The sequence below is a fragment of the Cohnella ginsengisoli genome, from assembly GCF_029525555.1.
Classification (GTDB): Bacteria; Bacillota; Bacilli; order Paenibacillales; family Paenibacillaceae; genus Cohnella; species Cohnella ginsengisoli.
Genome location: NZ_JAPDHZ010000008.1, coordinates 29,883 through 49,903, shown reverse-complemented (window position 1 = coordinate 49,903; position 20,021 = coordinate 29,883). Strand labels below are relative to the sequence as shown.

The following is a 20,021-nucleotide window of genomic DNA, read 5'->3' as shown; positions in this document are numbered from 1 at the left end:
CTGGTTGAAGATGCTTCGATGTTGTTCGGCAAAATTAGATGTAGGAGGGATCGGCATGAAAACGATGCTGGAAGCCAAGGGGCTCGGCAAAACGTTCGAGACGACGCTGCCTAAGGAAGGCAGGCTTAAAGCGGTACGGACCTTGTTCTCCCGCGAGCGCAAGATCGTGACGGCGGTGAAGGCGCTCGATATGCGAATCGGAGAGGGCGAGTTCGTCGGCTTCATCGGTCCCAACGGGGCTGGCAAGTCCACGACGATCAAGATGCTGTGCGGGATCCTGCACCCAAGCGCGGGCGAAGTCCGGATCGGCGGGCTCAGCCCGCAGCGGGACAGGCGGCGCGTGGCAAGGCGCATCGGCGTCGTATTCGGCCAGCGGTCGCAGCTGTGGTGGGATCTGCCGCTCAAGGACAGCTTCGACATTTTGGCGGCGATGTTCCGGCTCGGCGCCGCGGAGAAGGAGCGGCAGCTGGCGAAGCTGGAGGAAGTGCTGCAGCTGCGGGATTTCTGGGATACGCCGGTCCGCCGGCTGTCGCTCGGGCAACGGATGCGGGGCGATCTGGCGGCGGCGCTGCTGCACGATCCGGAGCTGCTGGTGCTGGACGAACCGACGATCGGCATGGATGCCGCGGCCAAGCGGCAGATTCGGGACCACCTTAGGCTGCTTAACGATCAATTCGGCAAAACGGTGCTGCTCACGACGCACGATATGGACGATATCGAGACGCTGTGCAGGCGGGTCATCGTGATCAGCCGCGGGGAGCTGCTCTACGACGGCGAGCTGGATAAGCTCCGGGAGCGGATCGGGCTGCCGACGACCGTGCGCGTGACGTATGCCGGGGCAACGAGCCTCGCGCCGGGCATGCGAATCGGAGACGGCCTGTCGGCCGCCTCTGGCGAGGTCCGAATGGTAAACGTGCTTGAACGAGAGGCGGAGGTCAGCTTCAATCGCGAGCGGATCGGTGTCATGGAGGTGCTGCGACTGCTGTCCGCATGGGGCGATATCGCGGACGTGCACGTCGAGGAGCCCGCGTTCGAGGAGATCGTCAGCCGCATTTATTGAAAGGCTCGTTCCCGCCGCATCACCCCTGCAGCATCGGCTTCAGATCCGAGATGACCTGTGCCATCGCGGCGGACGTTCGCGTATACATGGCTTTCGCCTCCGCGTCCTTCGTCGACACGGCGAACAATTCCAGATCCGCCTCGAGCTTTTTCAGGTTGGCGAGTAGCAGCGCCTTGCCCTGCGGCGCGGGCACCTGAAGCTTGTCGTCATACAAGTCGACGTACAGCTGCTGGTATGCATCCACTTGCCCCAGAAACACATTGTCTACGGTAACGCCGATCTTCTCCAGCTCGGTCGCCAGCCACCCCGGACTGAGACCTGCGGTGGCGAGCGGCTCGTTCATCATCTTGCCGTCCATGATGACGACCTGCGGCTCGACTTCATGCACCTTCGGCATGCCCATATCGCTCGGCGTGAGCGGCTGCTTCTCCTTTTTTGAGCAGGACACTAAGCTCGCCGCTTGTCTCCATGACCGCAAACTCGACGTCGGCCAGGTTGAAGGCGCTTTTGCCGCGCAGCTGCTCCATCAGCTCGTCCGTCGTGAGACGCTCCTTCTTTAGATTGTCCTCCATTACTTTGCCTTCTTTGATGACGACCCTGCCGCGTCCCTCGAGCAGGTGGCGCAGCCGAATGCTTTTCATGGATATATACTCCAGCGTAAAAGGCACGGCGAACCAGACGGCCAGCGCGATGAGCCCGTGCGAATAATGGGCCTCCATATCGGTGGAAATAAAGCCTGCCAGTTCCCCGAGCGTGATGCCCAATATATACTCGAAAAAAGTAAGCTGCGAGATCTGCTTTTTGCCGAGCAGCCGGGCCATGACGAACAGGATGATCAGCGCGCCTAGCGAGCGGAATATGATTTGGCCCCACATGGGCATGACGTTAACCCTCTTTCTCCAAAATGGAATCCGGCGCCTCCAGCGCGACTGCGTGGGCGATGCCGGGGATCGACTCGCTTTGCTGCAGCGCCAGCGGCGACATGAGCGCCCCCGTCGCGACGACGAGGATCCGGCGCAACTCGCCTTCGCGCAGCTTCTTCAGCAGGTGGCCGTAGGTCACGACCGCGGAGCATCCGCATCCGCTGCCGCCGGCCTGCACCATTTGTTTGTCGTAATCGTAAATCATCATGCCGCAATCGCGGAAGCGCGTCTTGTGCATCGGGATGCGATGCTTGTGGAACAGGTCGCTCGCGAGCTCGTAGCCGACCTTCGCCAGGTCGCCCGTCACGATAAGGTCGTAGTGGTCCGGACCGACGCCGAGATCGCGGAAGTGCGAGATGATCGTATCGACCGCGGCAGGCGCCATCGCGGCGCCCATGTTGAACGGATCCGTGATCCCCATGTCGACGACGCGGCCGATCGTGGCGGCGGCCACACGCGGACCGTCGCCTTCGCTCGCGACGAGTACGGCGCCTGCGCCGGTCACCGTGTACTGGGCATAAGGCGGCTTCTGGGAGCCGTATTCGGTCGGATAGCGGAATTGCTTTTCGGCGGACGAATTATGGCTGCAGGTGCCGGCCAACGCATGCTTGGCGCCGCCCGTCGAGATGAGATAAGAAGCGATCGCGAGGCTCTCCATCGAGGTGGAGCAGGCGCCGAACATGCCGATATAGGGCATCGCCAGCGTGCGCGCCGCGTAGCTGCTGCTCGTAATCTGGTTCATCAGGTCCCCGCCGATATAGAAGCTGATCTGGTCCTGCGTCATGCCCGCCTTTTGCAGCGCGATCTTGGCCGCTTCCTCCAGGTACGTGCGCTCCGCCTTTTCCCAGCTGTCCTGGCCGACCAGCGAGTCGTCGTGCACGATATCGAAGTCGTTGGCGAGCGGACCGCGCCCTTCGAACGGGCCGACCACGGTGCCGGACGTTAAAAGGACGGGCTTGTCGCGGAACAGCCAGCTCTGATGTCCCTTCAGGATCGTCATTCGTTCACCCTCCATATCCGAAAATAAATCGCAAGAGCGCGATGATGAACGCGGCCACGGTGCCGAACACGATGACGGAGCCCGCGAGCTTGAACATATTCGCGCCGGTGCCGAGCACGAGGCCTTCGCTGCGGTGCTCGATGGCGGCCGATGACATCGCGTTCGCGAAGCCCGTCACGGGGACGGCCGAACCGGCGCCGGCCCATTGCCCGAGCTTGTCGTAGACGCCTGCCGCGGTGAGCACGACCGAGATCGCGATCAGGACGGCGACCGTCGGGGCGGCCGCTTCCTTTAGCGTCATGTCCGCGAAGTGCATGAACGCTTCCTGGATGCCTTGGCCGAGCGTGCAGATGAGACCGCCCGCGACAAAGGCGCGCAGACAGTTGAGCGCGACGGGACGCGCGGGCTGCCGTTTCAATGCAAGCTGGCGGTATTCTTGCTGGACGGGCGTCAGCTTTTTTGATTTTGTTGTTCGCCATGGCGTTCGCCTCCTACTTTCGTGCAAATGACGGGCAATATAAGTTGAGGATGCCTCGCCGGCGCGATTTTTACCCGCACGGAACAGGCGACTGTGCATCGACCAGATGTTTACAGTTGTGAAGTGCGCCGAAGACGGGCAAAGTAGACGGGTCCCTCTGCGGGGAACATTACCGAAGAGAAAGAGGCGTGCATACATGACCGTAGCATCCCAAGTAAAAACCACCGTCGCATCGCTCAAGAGCGCTCAAGCGAGCCTGGAGCAATTCGCGATCGGCACGCAGAACCAGCAAGCCAAGCAGCTCTTCACCGACGCGGCTGCGCAAACCCAGCAGATCGTCGACCAGGTCGAGCAGCGCGTTCAGCAGCTGGAGCAGGAAGAGCCGCAGTACAAAGGATTTTAGGATCGCCGACACGGTTCAAGGAAGGGAGTTCCGGCGCGCCCGGGACTCCTTCTTCAATAGAAAGGGGCAAAGATATGCGGCATGGAAAGGCCTCGGCTATCATTCGCCGTTTCGCGATAAAAACAGTCGTTGTTGCTATCTTGTTCGCTGCGCCCGTCATGCTCGCAGCCGATCGCGGCGGCACTGCGGACGCGGTGGGATACGCGCCGGCCTTCAAAGGCAGGGCGTACTATGAATCCAGAGGCGAGGCGATCTGGGAGGTGCCGCTGGAGGGGAAGTTTATCGCGCTAACGTTCGACGACGGTCCCGATCCGGCGGACACGCCTGCGATTCTGGACCTGCTCGCGACGTACGGGGCGCGCGCGACGTTTTTTATCACGGGCAAAAAAGCGGAGCAATACCCCGGCATCGTGCGGCGGGAAGCAATGGAAGGCCACGAGGTCGCGAACCATACATATTCGCACCGAATGCTGTTGCACTGCACGGATGCGCAGATTCGCGGCGAGATCGCGATGGCCCAAAAGAGCATCGGCATGGCCGCCGGCGCCGAGCCGGTCCTTTTTTCGGCCGCCGGAAGGTTTTTTTTAATTCGCGGGTGCTAACGGTCGGCCGCGAAGAAGGGCTCATGACCGTGCTCTGGTCGTGGCATCATCCGACGGACGATTGGGCGCGTCCCGGCGTGAACCATATCGTCAAAGGAATTCTGGGCGACGTGCGCAGCGGCGACATCGTCCTGCTGCATGACTACGTGAGCGGCAAGACGCAGACCATCGACGCGCTTCGCGTGATTCTGCCGAAGCTGACGGAGGAGGGTTACCGGTTCGTGACCGTATCGGAGATGCTGCATTTAAAAAATTCGAAAACAAATATGGTAAATCGTTGACTTCCGGGTTGAGAACCATTATCATTCTTATTGTGAATTGATAATGATAACGATTATCACATACCTAACATAAAGGCGAACCCGTTCGCCGGAGGAGTGAAGATATGTCGCGGTTAAGCACGAATCAGCTGACTCTCGCCTATGGCAGCCGGCGTATTGTGGAGAATCTGAATCTTTCCGTGCCCGACGGCAAGATCACTTCCCTGGTAGGCGCGAACGGGTCCGGCAAGTCCACGATCCTGAAGTCGCTCGCGCGCATCTTGAGTCCGCAGAGTGGCGGCGTGTATCTGGACGGCAAGCAAATCCACCGCCAGCCGACCAAGGAAGTGGCAAAGCAGCTCGCCATCCTGCCGCAGAATCCGACGTCGCCGGAGGGGCTGACGGTACGGGAGCTGATCTCGTTCGGACGCTACCCGCACCAGCGCGGCTTCGGCGCATTGTCCGCCGAGGACAACCGGATGATCGACTGGGCGCTGCAAGCGACCGGCATGGGCGAATTCCACGACCGCGCCGTCGACCAGCTCTCCGGCGGCCAGCGTCAGCGCGCCTGGATCGCGATGGCGCTCGCGCAGGGCACCGAAGTGCTGCTGCTCGACGAACCAACGACGTTCCTCGACATGGCGCACCAGATCGAAGTCATGAGCCTGCTTGAAAAGCTGAACCGCGAGCAAAAGCGCACCATTATCATGGTCGTGCACGATCTCAACCATGCGGCGCGCTTCTCCCAGCATCTCGTCGCGCTGAAGCGCGGCACGGTGCTCTACGAAGGTCATCCCGAGGCCGTCATGACGCCGGATATGCTGCGCGACGTGTTCGGCATCGACGCCGACGTGATCCCGGATCCGCGCACGGGCGCGCCGCTCTGCCTGCCGTACGGTTTGGCCGAAGGCATCGGCCAAGCGCCGGCAGCAAGCCAATCGGCCGCGGTTCGCGAAGAAGGCCGCTTGACGGCTGCGGTCGTATAGCAGTAGGTTGTTGGAGGCCGCTTCCCCTTGCTAGGGGAGGCGGTCTTTTTTTTGCTGCGTTGCCGTCGTCGGCAACGCAGCAACGTTGCATTCCGCGGCTATTGCTCTCGTTGTTGCGTCCGACGCCGCTGTAACCGTAGAAACTGCTGTTACAGCAGCCCAGGTCGCGTCAGCCGCCACTGTAGCCGCAGAAACTGCTGTTACAGCAGTCCGCCACCGCAGTAGCGTTGTTTTCCGCGCCTACAGACCTCGCCGCCGCTTCCCCAGCTACTGCAACCGCGCTTTTCTCGCTTGCAGCAGGCCGCCGTCGCTTCCCCAACCGCACCTTTCACACTTCCTGTTTGGCAAGCCCGCCTTCGCCTACGCCTCACGCTGATTGTTATTCCGCGCCCGCCTCTGTAATATGGAAGGTAGCTGGAATTGAAAGCGTTTGAGAAAGAGGAGGCTCTTATCCATGGTTCATCTGGAAGACGTACGGGGCAAGACGCGCCGCGTATTGGATCAGATCGCCGCGATCGTCGTCGGCAAGCCGGACGCCGCGGATTATGCGCTCATCGCGCTGCTGGCTTCCGGTCATATCATTCTGGAGGACGTGCCTGGCACAGGCAAGACGCTGCTCGCCAAATCGCTCGCCCGATCGCTTGGCTGCGCGTTCAAGCGTATCCAGTTCACGGCGGACCTTCTGCCTTCGGACGTGTCGGGCATTAACTTTTACAATCAGCGAGCAGGCGTCTTCGAACTTAGAAAAGGGCCGGTCTTCACGAATATTCTCCTGGCCGACGAGCTGAACCGGGCGACGCCGCGCACGCAATCGAGCCTTCTGGAGAGCATGGAGGAACGCCAGGTGACGATCGACGGCGAGACCTATCCGCTCGAGCGGCCTTTCCTCGTCATCGCCACGCAAAACCCGGTTGAAAGCCACGGCACGTTCCCGCTCCCCCGAGGCGCAACTCGACCGCTTCATGCTGCGAATCCCGATGGGCTATCCCGCCGCCGGGGAGGAAGCGGAAATCCTGCGTCGGTTCATGGGCGGCGATCCGTTGGCGTCGGCCGAGCCGGTCCTCGCGCTGGAAGAAGTCGTGCAGCTTCAGGGAGCGCTCCAACATGTGCGCTGCCATGACGACGTGCTGCATTATATGCTCGCGATCGTCTCCGCCACGCGGGACAGCGAAGATACGGCCGTCGGCGCGAGCCCGCGCGCGAGCCTTCAGTTCATGCGCGCCGCACAGGCGAGGGCGCTGCTTCGCGGGCGCGACTTCGTGCTGCCCGAGGACGTTAAGGCACTGGCCGTTCCCGTGCTCGCCCATCGGCTGGTCCTTCACGATCCGCTGGCGGGCAGCGGCCGGGCCGAAGCGATCGTGCGCGAGATCGTGAACAAGACCGCGGTGCCTGCCGAGCAGGATGCGGTATACGCATAGATCATGCCGATCATTAAGCTGCTCGTCGTTGTCGCCGTCCTCGCGATGGCGCAGCGGATGCTGTTCGGTTGGAGCGGGCTCCGCAAAATCCGTTACGAACGCAGGTTCAGCGTGCCTCGTGCGTTCGCCGGGGACAAAATCTGGCTGGAGGAGCGGCTCGTCAATGCCAAGTGGCTGCCGATCCCGTGGCTGCGGGCCGAGACGCAGATGCCTGCCGCGCTGAGATTCGGCAAGGAGACGTCGGATCTTGCGGTGAGCGTCGGCCAGACCTTGCAAAACCATGCGAGCTTGTTCACGCTAGGGCCCTATACGAAGCTCGTGCGGCGTCATGAGGTGACCTGCTTGCAGCGGGGGCGATATCGGATTCAGACGCTGACGATCACGCATGGGGATCTTTTGGGCATGACGAGCGGGGCGCTTCAGGTCGAGTCGGACTGTGCGGTTACCGTGTATCCGAAGCTGCTCGGCGCCAGGGAGCTCCCTCGTACGGCGCGCGAATGGATGCACAGCGCGCTCAGCTCGCCGGACGCTTTTCGCGAGGATCACTACCATACGGCGGGCGTCAGAGCCTATCGGGGCGGGGACGCCATGAAGCAGGTGAATTGGAACGCCACCGCCAAAACCGGCGAATTGCTCGTCAACCGCAGGGAGACGATGGTGGGCGGCGACGTGACCGTACTGCTCAACGCGGAGCTCGCCGACGCTTCGACGAACAGGCGGCTCCCGCACGAGCAGTTCGAGGAAGCGGTCAGCATCGCCGCTTCCGTCGCCAAGCAGGCGCTCGACAGCGGGGGCAGGGCAGGGGTGATCTTCAACGGCCGCGTGCAGGGCGACGAGTCGGTCCCTCTTCGGATCGAGCCTGCCCGAGGCCGCAGACAGCTCCATGCCTTGCTCGAGGCGATGACCGGCTTCGAGCCCGTCGTCCGGCTGGAACTGGGCTACCTGTTAGGCGATCTGATCCAGGGACGGATGCGCGGAGCGAATCTGCTGCTGATCACCGCCTTCCTGACGCCGAAGCAGGAGCTGGCCGTGCGGCAGCTCCGACAAGCGGGTAATCGAGTAGAAGTCATGTTGCTGTACAAGGATAGGCAATCTTCGCGCCAAGCGGCAGGAGGGGCGTCATGAAGCTCATCATCCGAAGTTTGGCTGACGCGTTGGCCTTTTACCCGCTTCTGTTGGCGCTCCATGCGCAGGCCGGTCTCGCCCTCCCTAAGGTCGGCTGGATCGCTCTCGCCTGGCTGAGCGCGGCGATCGGGCGAGCGCTGCCAGCCATGCTGCGCGGCAAACTGCCGGCGTCGCTCGTTCACCTCGCGCTGATCGCGGCATCAACCGCCGCCGCATGCGCAGCAAACTGGCGGCTGCTATGGCTTTTGCTGCCTCTCGGCATCTTGTCGTGGATCGCCCGGCTAGACTGGGCGCGCACCGTTCGCTGCTCCGTCGCTGTCGGTCTTCACGCGATCGTCCTCGCGGCCGCGTCGCCGCTCGGCATCGCAGGCTACGCGAAGCCGCTGCTGCTCTCGGCGGGCATCGTTTGGCTGGCTGCGGCGTTCTATTTTATGCAGGCCAAGTCGCTGGCCGAAGCCGGTCTACACGCAGGCTTGGTTACAAGACGGCTCGCTGTCGCGGGCAAGCGGTATCTCGCGTTGTGGGGCATCATCGTCGTGCTGGTCTTCCTCCCGTTCGCGGGATTGCCGATCTGGCCGCAGGTCGCGCGCCTCATCCGCTGGCTGCTCTCGTTCGTGCCGGCGGGCCAGCCCGCGCCCCAGCCGACGCCCCAGCCTGAGCCTTCCGCGCCGCCGCCGGTATTCCCGCCGCAGGAGGGAGGAACGGGGCGGTTCTGGATCTGGCTCGAATATGCGCTCTACGTCGTGCTCGCGCTGTTGGCGCTTGCCGTCGTCAATCGCCTGGCGCGGCGATATTTGCTAAACGCCGTCTGGTGGCGGCGCATCGTGGATCGCGTTGCGGCTTGGTACGACAGGCTTCTCGCAGGGCGTCGTCCGGTCGAGACAGATCTCGGTTACACGGAAGAGCGCGAGAGCTTGCTTCAGGGGGAGAAGCTGCTGGGCAGACTGTTCGCGCGGAATCGGTCGAAGGCAAGACGCGCGCTTCGTCGCGAGGAATGGACGGCGATGTCCGCGGAGGACCGGGTCAGAAGCCTGTATGCCGCAGTTCTCGCAGACGCGATCCAGGAAGGATACGCACACCGGGAATCGCTGACGCCGTCCGAGACGATCGGGGCGATCGAAAAGTGGCGCGGGTTGAACGAAGCTCCCTCAGGACGCGCGGCGGAGACGGCATCCCGCGGGTGGCTGGCGAGAATGTCCGGGCCGCTAGGCGAGCTTTACGGCAGGGCCCGCTACGGCGGCCGGGTGAAGCCCGAGGAAGCCGACCGAATCGGCGCGGAATTTCCTTGGAAAACATGACGAAAAAACGGGTTTTGGCGCAGAACGCCAAAGCCCGTTTTTTTTCGATCGTCTTTTACGCAACGCCTGTTTCAAGCCCCTGAGAGGACGGGTACAATCTTAGTAACCTCTCCATTCACTCCATGCAGCAGCAAAGACCCGCTTGGGGGCGGGTCTTTGCCTAAGCTATTCCACTTCAGCCGAGCTTACACGTGGTCGATCGCCACGGATGTGTAAGTGTCGGAGTCCATTACGCGGCGGGCGCCCAGATAGCGCTTCGCGTAATACTTTTCATCCAGATCCGAGATCGTGACACCCTTCGAAGCCGAGTGCGCAAACTTGTTGTCCCCGACATAAATGCCGACATGGGAAACGCCTTCGCCGCTCGTGTTGAAGAATACGAGGTCTCCCGGGCGAAGATCGTCGCGAGCGACCTTATTGCCCATGGCGTATTGGCCCTTGGACGAGTGAGGCAGCTTGACGTCGAACTTCTTGAATACATAAGCCGTGAATCCGGAGCAATCGAAGCCGCTGGTCGTCGTGCCGCCGTAATCGTAATCGATGCCGATCAGCTTGGAGACGGTCGAGTCAAGCTTGGAAGCCGCGGATGCGCTGCCCAACTGGAAAGCCAGGAGGCAGGATAAAGCAAGAATGAGGACAGTAACTTTACGCAAAACGAGAAGCTCCTTCCAAGTGCCTACGAGGTTAGCTGGAGGGTTCGGTTGAAGGTTCCCTATGGCTTCTGCGCGAGGCGAAGCCAATTCACCCGGTAAAGACTGGTTCCCCCGTTTCCCAGTGCGCGGGAATTCGGCAGTTTTCGCACCTTAGCTTTAGAAATTCGATTTTTAGGCCCCAACTCCTGCTCCTTAAAGATTAGAATTCCTTAATGTCCCAAATAAAAAAGGAATATGCTGGCGACATCCAAAAACCCAAGCGTGGCAAGGGATGCGAGCTGCAGGGCGACGAGTGGCCAAGCCTATGAATAAATGAGAAAGATTAAGAGGGCGCAAGTCTTCGACAGGTCTTCGGTCGCTAGAAGTATGATCGTAGTCTATGCCGCTCTCTCGTTCGATATTAATAACAATCGCAAAAATAGGCGAAGCCCGGATCATCGGAAGATGAACCGAGCGTCGCCTATTTACGGTTTTGGTGTCCGGTCAGGGCCGAATACCCGAATCCCGGTCAAGCTTCTTCGCGTTGCCATAGCCGATGCTGGCAGGCCGCCGTCCAGAGCGCGATCATCGCCCTGGCGAAGTGGAACGCCTGGTTCAGCGCGATCGCAAGCAAGCCGGTCCAGATCCATGCGGCGCCCGATACCGCGGCGGAGCCGAGCAGAGAGAGCAGCGGCAGCAGGATCGTCACGCCGAGCAAGGGGGGGCATGCGGCGAACCGATCGGAGCGCGCCTTGCCAAGGGCTGTCGCCGGCGGCGGCGCTGAACTGCATGAACAAGAAGGGGGAGGTGCACGGCCAGCATCCAGAGCGCCCAACCCGCCGCGTAAGGGAGCATTTGACCGAGCCATGACGTGGCGTTGGGCACTTCCAGGTAGGCGCTCCTTCCGAACGGGATCAGCCAGAACGCGGGAGCCAAAGCGATCAGCTTCTCTGCGCCGTATAGCAGCGACACCCTTTTCCACGAACGCCGGATGCCCTGCAGCACTTGGGTGCCGCCATAATCTTCGGCGTGAGCGAAGGAGTAATACAGCCCGGCGTTCAAGATCGGCGTGAGCAGCATGCGAAGAAGGAGCATGGCGCCCAGCATGAGCAGCGTGCGGTCGGCAAGATCGGTCTTGAGCAGGCGGAACTGAGCCTCGATCGCGAACAGCTGCTTGGCCGCCTCGCCGAGCGGATGCTCGTCCGGATACCGAACCAGGAGCGGAGTCACGACCGAGTCGATAAACCGGTAGAGGAAAAACCCCCCACAGCAGGCGATAGAGGAACAAGGCGACGAGCACGTATTTGTGCCGCTTGGTCGTCTCCCAGCCTTGCCGGATCGCGTCGTTCATGTCGCTTCCCCCCTCCTTCACCAGGCCATGCTGCCGACGATCGCGTCGATCAGCTGCCCCAGCGTCACGTCGAGCTTGGTCCGTTCGCGCGCGGGCGCTTCGGCCTTCAGTAAATTGTCGTAGCGGCTGTGGTCGAGCACGATGTCGAGCATCGGATCGACAGCCACGTACGACAGCGGCGACGCCGACTGCAGGCGGATCTGTATGTGGCTCTGGATGCCGTCCCAGGTTTTGCGGACGGTCTTGCCGTCCTTGAAGCCGAACTGCACCGTCGCGGCTTGCGGGCTGCCCTGGGTCCTCGTGAGCAGGACGATGGACTGATAACCGCCCTCGCCGTCCGGCTCCGTGCGGATGGATGCGACCGCGAAGTCGGCCGATTCCCCCCCGGTAGACATAGGACTGGAAGAAGTCTTTCCAGTCGTCCTTGGTGACGGCTTCGACCACGCGCTGGAAGCTTTGGCTGTCGGGGTGCTTGAAGCGGTATTTTTGAAAATAAGTCCGCATGATCTTGGACATCGTTTTTTCCCCGGTCTTGGACTCGATCGCCTTGAGCACGAGCTTGCCGCGAATATACACGTTTTCCGCGTAGGCATCCGAACCGCCGTAATCCCATGCGTCCAGCTTGAGCGGCATCGGGTTCGTCATGTAGAGGGACTCGATCGGCGTCCGAGCCGAGACGCCGTAGATGGCGGCCATGAGCTTATCCTCGCTGTAGGACGTAAAGGCTTCGTCCAGCCATGCTTCCTCGAACTCGTTGGAGGCGACGATGCCGTACCAGTACTGGTGCGCGATCTCGTGCACGAGCGTGCGCTCGAGCTCGTAGCCCGGGTTGTCGTTCTTCGCTGCCGCGCCGGTGACGAGCGTCGGATATTCCATGCCGCCCGCGCCTTCCGCGTCGGCCGGAGGGATGATGACGGAGAGCGTCGTATACGGGTAGTCGCCGTACCATTCGCCGAGCTTGGCCAGCGCGGACTTGGCGGCGTGCATGTAGCGCTCCTGCTGCTTCGCGTGCAGCGGGTCGAGGTACAGCTTGATTCGTACGCCAGGCACGCCGGCCGAGGAGAACGAGTCCTCGGATGTCACGAAGTCCGGGGAGGCGGACCAGGAGAAGTCATGCACGTCCTCGGCGTAAAACTGATACGTTTTGCGGCCGTCCTTGACGACGGGCTGCTTGTACTGGAACCCCGTCGCCGCCACGATGCGGTCCTCGGGCACGTCGATCTTCACGCCGTACACGCCGAAGTCCGAGTAGAACTCGGAATTGCCGTGGTACTGATGGAGATCCCAACCCTCCGAGGCGCGTCCGCGGACGCCGTTCGTCTCGTAGGCGGCGACCTTCGGGAACCATTGGCCGGCCATCACGAAGTCCCCGGCCTGCCCCATGCGGGCGAATACCTGCGGCAGCTTGACGGCGAACTTCATGCGGACGGTGACGCTCTGCCCGGGCGCGACGGCCTTCGGCAAGCGGAAGGAGACCAATGTCCGGTCCTTCGCGTTTCCGTCGTCCGGCTGGACGTAACGAAGGCGCGGCAGCAGCGTCTCGCCGTCCTCCGTCGTCAGCTCGGTCAGCGCCATGGCGCCGTCCTTGCCCGGCGTCATCTTCACGCCGCGAAGCTGGCCGTTCGATTCGTTCAGGAACGTGCTGCCGGGCGCGAAGGCGTTCGGATACAGGTGCAGGTACAGATCCGTCACGGGCTTGCGTCCGGGGTTTTTCCAAGTCAGCGTCTCCGCGCCTTCTAATTGGCCGCCGTCCAGGAGCTTGACCGAGATGTCGTAGTCGACGATCCGGTTGCTGAGCGCGACGGACTGCTGCGGCGCAGGAATCGGGGACGGCTGGGACTGCGGCGCCGCAGTCGCGCTGTGCTGCCCGTCGGAAGCGCCTGCGCCGGCGGGTGCCGCGGCGGCGGGATCGGCTTCAGGGTTGGCCGCAGGGGCTCCGGCCGAATCGCCGGACTCCCGGGAGGCGGCGTTCAGCGGGTCCTGTGCGGCATAGGCGGGCAGGGTGAACTGGGATTGCCAGGCGGCATCGAATCCGAAGCTGGCTGAGCCGAGCAGCACGGCGGCGGAGACCGCGAGCGCGGCGATGCGATAGATGGGGCGTTGGGGCATGACGGTAACCCTCCCGTTGACAAGCGTCTAGCAGATGTATATGTGGGTTGTCCGCGGATTATATCTTTGTCCCAAATAATTGAAATTCGCCTGCCGCCCGAGACTCGGAGCCGTGTACGCGAAGGACAAGCCGGTCTATCCGGTTGTTCCTCTACATAGAATGGGTACAACTATTATAGAAGGAGGGATGGTCATGAACCCCATTCATCGCACGCTCCGCTTGATCGCGGCAGGCACGGCTGCCGCCGCGTTCGCGGGAATCCCATCCATAGCTTTCGCCGGGCCTCCCTTGGCCGGCGGCGTATCAGGCGGCGGGACGCTGCCGATCGCGCGCACGGAAACCGTATATACGAATCACGATCCCGCGTTGGCCGAGACGCTGAATCTCAGGCAAGGGATCGATATCCAAGCCGATCTGGACGAAGCGGGACGTCCGGTCAGATGGCGAGTACTGACGGACGGCACGCTTCGGTTCGCCTTCATGCAGGCGGCCGAGATCGATTACTTGAAGAAGCCCGAGGTCAAGTTCAAGGACGTCACCGGCGACGGCGTACCGGAGCTGCTAGTCTACCGCAAGGCTGCGAAGGTCGAGGCCGGGACGGGACTTAGCGTTTACGACGGCGCGAAAGGATTCAGATTGTTGTTCGACGTGACGGATCCGGCCTTCACGATCGCGGATCTGGCGCAGCGTTACGAGCTGAAGGAAACCGCTGGCGGAGGCGTCAGGCTGACCGATCCGGCAAGCGGGATCAGCGGCGTTATCCCGGGCGTTCCCGCAAGGGGAGCGACCGTCGACCCGGTGACTTCCTACGAGATCGCATCCGGGGAGATCGTCGCGGTGCAACGCGTCTCGGGCGAGTCGGGGGACGGACGGACGGCCATCGGCTGGCTGCGAACGACCTATACGTACCGTTACGGCGCGTTTGTGCCCGAGCTTGCGACGCTCGCGGACGCGAGCGGCAAGCCGGTCGCGCAGAAGAATCTGACGGAGTCGGAAGGACCGACGACGCCAAGCGACGATATCTAAGGAAAGGAAGCCGCTTGCCGCGGAAGATGCGGCGGGCGGCTTTTTGGCGCGCGGGCGAGGCGGGTATCGGGCGGGGGCTTGGATGAGCCTGGTGCGTAACTGCTGCAACCGATCGCATGGCTGGAGGAGAGGGCGCCGCGTGGTGCTTTTTGCCCTGCTTTTCGATAAAATAAGGATTAGCGAAAAGGATGGAGGATGAGTCGTGGACACGAATGCGAACGAACAGCAGCCCAAGCCGGAAAAAAAGAAGCTGGCGCTGAATGTAGTGAGCAGTAAAGAACATAAAGGCTTTGGCGCGGGGACCATCGATCTGAGCCAAGTATCGCCCGTCATTATCGACGGCGGCGAGGCCTATATCGATGTAGGCGCGATGCATGCGAAGAGCAAAGTGGAGAAGGGCATCAAGTTTTCGCCGGAAAAAGAAAACGTCCCGAACGGCCGCCAGGTGTGGATCGTCTGGGTCGCCGTCGACCGCGACGAGCGGGGCAGCTTCTACGGGGGCGCGACTGCCTGCGAGATGCTGATCGATACCGAAGCGAGGCGCGGCTGGAAGGTGCTGGCCGAGCACGTGAACCGCATGGACCGCGCGATCAAGCGCAAGTTCCTGCTCGAGGAGCTGGGCGACGAGGACAAGGCGGCGCTCCGCCGGCTGCTGCAATCGCACAATTACGAGTGGTGGGACCGCTCGCCAGAGGCGCTGAAGGACCAGCTGGCTTAATTATCGTCGCAGCATAAAAAAAGCTGCCTAGGTCGCGGGAATTTTCCTGCGCGAGCCTGGGCAGTTTTTTGTTTTAGCGCGGCGTGCTGTGCGGGGGTCCGCACTTCGTCAGTGTCTCAGCTCTTCCACCACCCGCGTATCTTGCTCCAGAGAGACTGCGGGCCGCCGCCGTCCTTCGCTGTGGCCTCCGGATCTTCGCCGCAGGTGCCGGTCGGCTCCGTGCCGGCCAGAAATGCCGCGCGCACGCGCGCCGGACAGGCCGCGGAGGCGAGCAGTCCCGACGCGGGATCGATGTCCGCCGAGACGACGCCCTCCGGAATCGCGAAGGCGTGCGGCGCAACGCCGGCCAGCGCGGCCTCCGTATATTCGGCGAAGATCGGGGCCGCCCGGTGCGCTTCGCTGGAGGTGATCGCGCGTCCTTTGTCGTAGCCGACCCAGACGGAGGTGACCAGGTCCGGCGTGTAGCCGACGAACCAGGCGTCGGAGCTCGTCGTGCCCGACTTGCCCGCCGTCGGCCGGTGCAGCAGATGGGCGACGCGCCGTGCGGTGCCGCCAGGCTCGAACACGCTGCCCAGCAGGTCGGTCAGCACGTAGGAGAGCGCGGGCGACACGATCTGCTCCGCTTTCGGACGCGCTTCGTACAACGTGTGCCCGGCGCTGTCCGCGATGCGCAGGATGGCCGTCGGCTCCCGCTTCACGCCGCCCGCGGCGAACACCGCATAAGCCGACGCCATCTCGTACGGGCTCACCGGGAACGTCCCGAGCGCGAGTGACGGCACGGCGTCCATCTTGGCGGCGATGCCGAGCTTGCGCGCCATCGCGATGACCGTCTCGGGACCGGTCTTCATGAGCGTCTGAACCGCGAAAATATTGTCCGAGGCGCCGATGGCCTGGCGCAGACCGATGTCCGCGCCGAAGTAGCGGTCGTTGTAGTTGCTCGGCCGGTACGCTTTGCGATAGTCGTCATAATAGAAGACGGTCGGCTCGCTGCGAAAAGTCGTCGCGGCAGTGACGGCGCGGCTCTCGAGCGCAGCCGCATAGACGACCGCCTTGAAGGAGGAGCCCGGCTGGCGCGTGGCGGCGAAGACGCGGTTGTAAGGATTGTCCACGTAATGGCGGCCGCCGACCATCGCCTTGATGTATCCCGTCGCAGGATCGATCGAGACGAGCGCGGCCTGCAGTTGGCTGTTCTTCGGCATTTGCTTCTCGACGGCCGCTTCCGCCTCGCGCTGCATCCGGCTGTCGAGCGTCGTATAGATTTGCAGTCCGCCCTCGTTGAGCAGCCGCTCCTCAATGCCGAGCTTGCTTGCCGCGAGCTTCCTAACGTAATCCGTAAAGTAGGGCGCGCTCTGTCCGCGATTGTCCGGCATCGACCGGACGACGATCTTCTCGGACAGCGCCTGTCGCCGCTGCTGCGCATCGATCGCGCCGCTGTCCTCCATCGACTGCAGCACGATGCGCTGCCTTTGAAGCGCCTGGGGCAACCGCGTATAAGGCGAATAGTAGCGCGGTCCCTTCGGGATCCCGGCGAGCAGGGCGCTCTCCGCCAGGCTAAGGGAGGCGGCGGGCTTGCCGAAGTAGAGCTGCGCCGCCGCTTCGGCGCCGTAGACGCCGTTTCCGTAATAAATTTGATTCAGGTACATCTCGAGAATCTTGTCCTTGCTGTACTTGCGCTCCAGCATGGCCGCGTACCAGGCTTCCTTGGCTTTGCGGGTCCAGGTGCGCTCGTGGCTCAGATACAGGTTGCGGGCGAGCTGCTGCGTCAGCGTGCTGGCCCCCTGCTCGCGGGACAGATGGCGCGCGTCGACCCAAGCGGCCCTCGCGAGTCCGCGCAGGTCGACGCCCGAATGCGAATAGAACCGGCGGTCCTCGACCGCCAGCGTCGCCTTCGTCAGCCAGGGCGAGATGTCGCGCAGCGCCACCGTCCTGCGGTTGACGCCGCCTTGCAGAGAGGACAGCACCCGGCCGTCCATGTCGAGAATGCGGGTCGACTGGGGCAGCTCGGCCATCGGCAGGCTGCCGAACCGGAGCGCCAGCTCGGCAGCGGCGACTGCGCCTGCGAGCAGCAGTAGGGCGATGCCGAGCGCCATTCGCCAGCCGAATCTGCGCCCTTTGCCGCCGCCGGCCCGTTCAGGTCGTTGCGGCCGTTTCGGACGTAGAGACGTTTCCGCATGCAAGGGAGGGCCTCCGCTCTCCCGGCCGGCCGCCCTCTTTTCCGAGTGCATATCCAATTCGAACCCTCCTTTGCGCCATATGCGAATTTTGCGGGCATCGCGCCGAGCGAATCCGCTTATCGTCTGACACAGGTCGACGTTTAACGTGACATTCCGAACATACTCACCCCTTATTATGGAAAAGTCGGCTCTCTCTTATTCCGCGCCCTTTCCTAATCCGCATTGCATTTTGCGCACGATCCCCTATAATACAACTTGTTTAGTCGAATCCGACAGGAAAGAAGGGATCCCATGTCCTCCATGGAATTGTGGTACACCGAAAAGCAGACCGAAAACTTCGGCATTACGGCGAAGATCAAGCAAACATACGTACATGAGCAAACCGACTTTCAAGAACTGGCCATGATCGAGACGGAAGAGTGGGGCAACATGCTGGTGCTGGACGGCATGGTCATGACGACCGTCAAGGACGAGTTCGTATACCATGAGATGGTCGCGCATCCCGCGCTGTTCACGCATCCGAATCCGGAGCAGGTGCTGGTCGTCGGCGGCGGCGACGGCGGCGTCATCCGCGAAGTGCTGAAGCATCCGAAGGTGAAAAAAGCGGTCCTCGTCGACATCGACGGCAAGGTTATCGAATATTCCAAGCAGTATCTGCCTTCGATCGCCGGCAAGCTTGAAGATCCGCGGGTCGACGTGCAGGTGAACGACGGCTTCAAGCACATTCTCGATCATAAAAACACGTACGACGTCATTCTGGCGGATACGACCGAACCGGTCGGCCCCGCGGCGCATCTGTTCACGCGCGGCTTCTACCAGGGCATCTACGAGTCGCTGAAGGAAGAGGGCCTGTTCGTCGCCCAGACGGACAACCCTTGGTTCAAGGCGGATCTCATCCAAAGCGTAAACCGCGACGTCAAGGAAGTGTTCCCGATCGTGCGCGTGTTCACGGCAAACATCCCGACGTACCCGAGCGGCTTGTGGACATTCACGATGGGCAGCAAAAAAGCACGATCCGCTCCAGGTCGATGCGTCCAAGCTGCCGGAGCTCGACACGAAGTACTACACGCCTCGCCTGCATCACGCGGCCTTCGCGCTGCCGAAGTTCGTCGAGGATCTGACCAAGTAATCGGGTATCGGCCCTGTTCGGAAAAGCCCATCTCCTTATGGTCAAGACCCCATTTAGCGGACATGTAAGAAAAGCCCTACCCCACAAGCTGGTTCCGGTATTGAGCCGGGGTCAGCTTGTTTAGTTTTCTTTGCGGTCGACGGTTGTTATAAAAATGAATATAAGCTTTAATTCGTCTTTGTGCTTCTTGAACGGATCGAATATGATAAGGATAGAGTGCTTCTGTCTTCAAATGGGAGAAGAAGCTCTCCATTGAGGCGTTGTCATAACAATTGCCTCGGCGAGACATGCTGATTTGGGCGCCAACCTTTGGCAGCATGTCGTGGTATTTGTAGGACGTGTACTGGGATCCTTGGTCGCTGTGAACGACCATTCCGGCCACGTCCTTCTTCCCTTTAAAGGCCTTCTTAAAGGTCGTGAGCACAAGTTCTAGGTCATTGCGCTCACTCATGTGGTACGCCACAATGGAGTTGTCATACAAATCTTTAATAGCGGACAAATATAGCCATTCGTTTCCTACGCGGTATTGGGTGACGTCGGTTACCCACTTTTGATTCGGTGCATCCGCTTCGAATTTGCGCGCTAAGACGTTTTTCACGACGCGGTCGCCCGTGTTCCAAGTACGCGCGTGGTGACGGTACTTTCGGCGTATTCTAGCGCTCAACCCAATTTCTTGCATCAGTCGCAATACCTTCTTATGATTCATCCATACACCGTGGTCCTGATGTAGGAAAAGCTGCACTTGCCGGTAGCCGTAAATGCCGTTGTAACGCGTGTAAGTCTTCTGGATAAGCGCCTTAGATTCCGCGTCCTTATCCTCGTTCATCCGGTCCAGGTAGTCGTAATAACCGCTCCGCGAGACGCCTACTTCTTTACAAAGCGCTGTAACGCTGAAGCTTCCACGCAATTCATGGACGAGCCGGTATTTCTCTGATACACCTCCGCCTTCGTAATGGCCAACCACTTTTTTTAGGACAGCATTCTCCATTTCCAATCGCTTGACGTAACGCTCCTCATCACTGTATTGCTTCCGTTTCCCACGCCCATCCATAAGCCCAAACTCGCCCATCTGCTTATAACGTCTCAACCATACTTTTAAACGATCTAAATCAACGATCCCCAGCTTGTCGGCCACTTGCTGCTTCGTCATTCCTTGAAGTCGCATTTCCACGGCTCTCTTTTTCATTTCAAAACTGTAAGTAAGCAACTTCTGCCCTTTTTTCGCCATAACGAAAGCACCCCCCTAGAATAGATCGTCATTGAGAGGGTTTTTCTCAATGTCCATTCTAAGGGGTGCAGCTCATTATAGAGGTGGGCTTTTTTGCATG

Annotated in this window: 18 protein-coding genes, 1 pseudogene and 1 riboswitch; of the genes and pseudogenes, 11 read left to right on the top strand and 8 right to left on the bottom strand. The window is 61.3% G+C overall.

What is annotated here, in order from left to right; all coding sequences use genetic code 11:
* Positions 1 to 64: 64 nt before the first annotated feature.
* Complete coding sequence (locus OMP38_RS30980) at positions 65 to 1,060, top strand: ABC transporter ATP-binding protein (protein WP_277569010.1); 996 nt, start codon at positions 65 to 67, stop codon at positions 1,058 to 1,060.
* A gap of 19 nt (positions 1,061 to 1,079) precedes the next feature.
* Here the strand turns inward: OMP38_RS30980 and OMP38_RS35275 are convergent, their stop codons facing one another.
* Genes OMP38_RS35275 through spoVAC form a run of 4 tightly spaced genes read right to left on the bottom strand, consistent with a single transcriptional unit; the run spans position 1,080 to position 3,437 of the window.
* A complete protein-coding gene (locus OMP38_RS35275; RefSeq protein ID WP_338130707.1) occupies positions 1,080 to 1,457 on the bottom strand; it encodes a DUF1657 domain-containing protein in 378 nt (125 codons plus the stop codon).
* Positions 1,441 to 1,941, bottom strand: a complete 501-nt coding sequence (locus OMP38_RS35270; protein ID WP_338130706.1) for a DUF421 domain-containing protein — start codon at positions 1,939 to 1,941, stop codon at positions 1,441 to 1,443. The genes OMP38_RS35275 and OMP38_RS35270 overlap by 17 nt, the downstream gene beginning before the upstream one ends.
* Positions 1,942 to 1,945: 4 nt before the next feature.
* Entirely contained in the window at positions 1,946 to 2,977 is a 1,032-nt protein-coding gene (gene spoVAD / locus OMP38_RS30970) for a stage V sporulation protein AD (protein WP_277569009.1), read from the bottom strand.
* Between the two features lie 10 nt (positions 2,978 to 2,987).
* The gene (spoVAC, locus tag OMP38_RS30965; protein ID WP_420869801.1) at positions 2,988 to 3,437 is read right to left on the bottom strand and encodes a stage V sporulation protein AC; all 450 of its coding nucleotides are present in this window, start codon (positions 3,435 to 3,437) and stop codon (positions 2,988 to 2,990) included.
* 220 nt (positions 3,438 to 3,657) lie between these two features.
* On the opposite strand from spoVAC, the gene OMP38_RS30960 reads away from it, so the two are divergent.
* The 7 genes and pseudogenes from OMP38_RS30960 (at position 3,658) to OMP38_RS30930 (ending at position 9,553) form a co-directional block, all read left to right on the top strand.
* Positions 3,658 to 3,864 carry a DUF1657 domain-containing protein gene (locus OMP38_RS30960; RefSeq protein ID WP_090117637.1) on the top strand — a complete coding sequence of 69 codons (207 nt, stop codon included), beginning with the start codon at positions 3,658 to 3,660 and terminating at the stop codon, positions 3,862 to 3,864.
* Positions 3,865 to 4,022: 158 nt separating this feature from the next.
* A complete protein-coding gene (locus OMP38_RS30955; RefSeq protein ID WP_277568486.1) occupies positions 4,023 to 4,466 on the top strand; it encodes a polysaccharide deacetylase family protein in 444 nt (147 codons plus the stop codon).
* Between the two features lie 23 nt (positions 4,467 to 4,489).
* Positions 4,490 to 4,747, top strand: a complete 258-nt coding sequence (locus OMP38_RS30950) for a polysaccharide deacetylase family protein (protein WP_277568485.1) — start codon at positions 4,490 to 4,492, stop codon at positions 4,745 to 4,747.
* 104 nt (positions 4,748 to 4,851) lie between these two features.
* Complete coding sequence (locus OMP38_RS30945; RefSeq protein ID WP_277568484.1) at positions 4,852 to 5,712, top strand: ABC transporter ATP-binding protein; 861 nt, start codon at positions 4,852 to 4,854, stop codon at positions 5,710 to 5,712.
* A 454-nt stretch (positions 5,713 to 6,166) separates the two neighbouring features.
* Positions 6,167 to 7,130, top strand: a pseudogene (locus OMP38_RS30940) (AAA family ATPase).
* A 3-nt stretch (positions 7,131 to 7,133) separates the two neighbouring features.
* Positions 7,134 to 8,255 (top strand): DUF58 domain-containing protein, encoded by a 1,122-nt coding sequence (locus tag OMP38_RS30935; protein ID WP_277568483.1) that lies wholly within the window; start codon positions 7,134 to 7,136, stop codon positions 8,253 to 8,255.
* Positions 8,252 to 9,553 (top strand): hypothetical protein, encoded by a 1,302-nt coding sequence (locus tag OMP38_RS30930; protein ID WP_277568482.1) that lies wholly within the window; start codon positions 8,252 to 8,254, stop codon positions 9,551 to 9,553. Before OMP38_RS30935 ends, OMP38_RS30930 begins: the two co-directional genes overlap by 4 nt.
* 185 nt (positions 9,554 to 9,738) lie before the next feature.
* Here the strand turns inward: OMP38_RS30930 and OMP38_RS30925 are convergent, their stop codons facing one another.
* Both OMP38_RS30925 and OMP38_RS30920 read right to left on the bottom strand, forming a co-directional pair.
* Entirely contained in the window at positions 9,739 to 10,206 is a 468-nt protein-coding gene (locus OMP38_RS30925; protein WP_277568481.1) for a C40 family peptidase, read from the bottom strand.
* Positions 10,207 to 10,211: 5 nt separating this feature from the next.
* Positions 10,212 to 10,355: riboswitch (cyclic di-AMP (ydaO/yuaA leader) on the bottom strand.
* Positions 10,356 to 10,714: 359 nt separating this feature from the next.
* Positions 10,715 to 13,645 (bottom strand): M1 family metallopeptidase, encoded by a 2,931-nt coding sequence (locus tag OMP38_RS30920; RefSeq protein WP_277568480.1) that lies wholly within the window; start codon positions 13,643 to 13,645, stop codon positions 10,715 to 10,717.
* A 193-nt stretch (positions 13,646 to 13,838) separates the two neighbouring features.
* On the opposite strand from OMP38_RS30920, the gene OMP38_RS30915 reads away from it, so the two are divergent.
* Both OMP38_RS30915 and OMP38_RS30910 read left to right on the top strand, forming a co-directional pair.
* Complete coding sequence (locus OMP38_RS30915) at positions 13,839 to 14,672, top strand: hypothetical protein (RefSeq protein ID WP_277568479.1); 834 nt, start codon at positions 13,839 to 13,841, stop codon at positions 14,670 to 14,672.
* 202 nt (positions 14,673 to 14,874) lie between these two features.
* Positions 14,875 to 15,390, top strand: coding sequence for a YwhD family protein (locus OMP38_RS30910; RefSeq protein WP_277568478.1), 516 nt, complete (start codon positions 14,875 to 14,877; stop codon positions 15,388 to 15,390).
* Between the two features lie 116 nt (positions 15,391 to 15,506).
* Here OMP38_RS30910 and OMP38_RS30905 read toward each other — a convergent pair whose 3' ends face one another.
* Entirely contained in the window at positions 15,507 to 17,567 is a 2,061-nt protein-coding gene (locus OMP38_RS30905; RefSeq protein WP_277568477.1) for a transglycosylase domain-containing protein, read from the bottom strand.
* A 288-nt stretch (positions 17,568 to 17,855) separates the two neighbouring features.
* Between OMP38_RS30905 and speE the strand changes: the two genes are divergently transcribed.
* Positions 17,856 to 18,761: a polyamine aminopropyltransferase gene (speE, locus tag OMP38_RS30900; protein WP_277568476.1), complete on the top strand. Its 906-nt coding sequence runs from the start codon at positions 17,856 to 17,858 to the stop codon at positions 18,759 to 18,761.
* An 8-nt stretch (positions 18,762 to 18,769) separates the two neighbouring features.
* Here the strand turns inward: speE and OMP38_RS30895 are convergent, their stop codons facing one another.
* On the bottom strand, positions 18,770 to 19,921 hold the full coding sequence (locus tag OMP38_RS30895) for an IS3 family transposase (protein WP_277568475.1): 1,152 nt from the start codon (positions 19,919 to 19,921) through the stop codon (positions 18,770 to 18,772).
* Positions 19,922 to 20,021 lie beyond the last annotated feature (100 nt).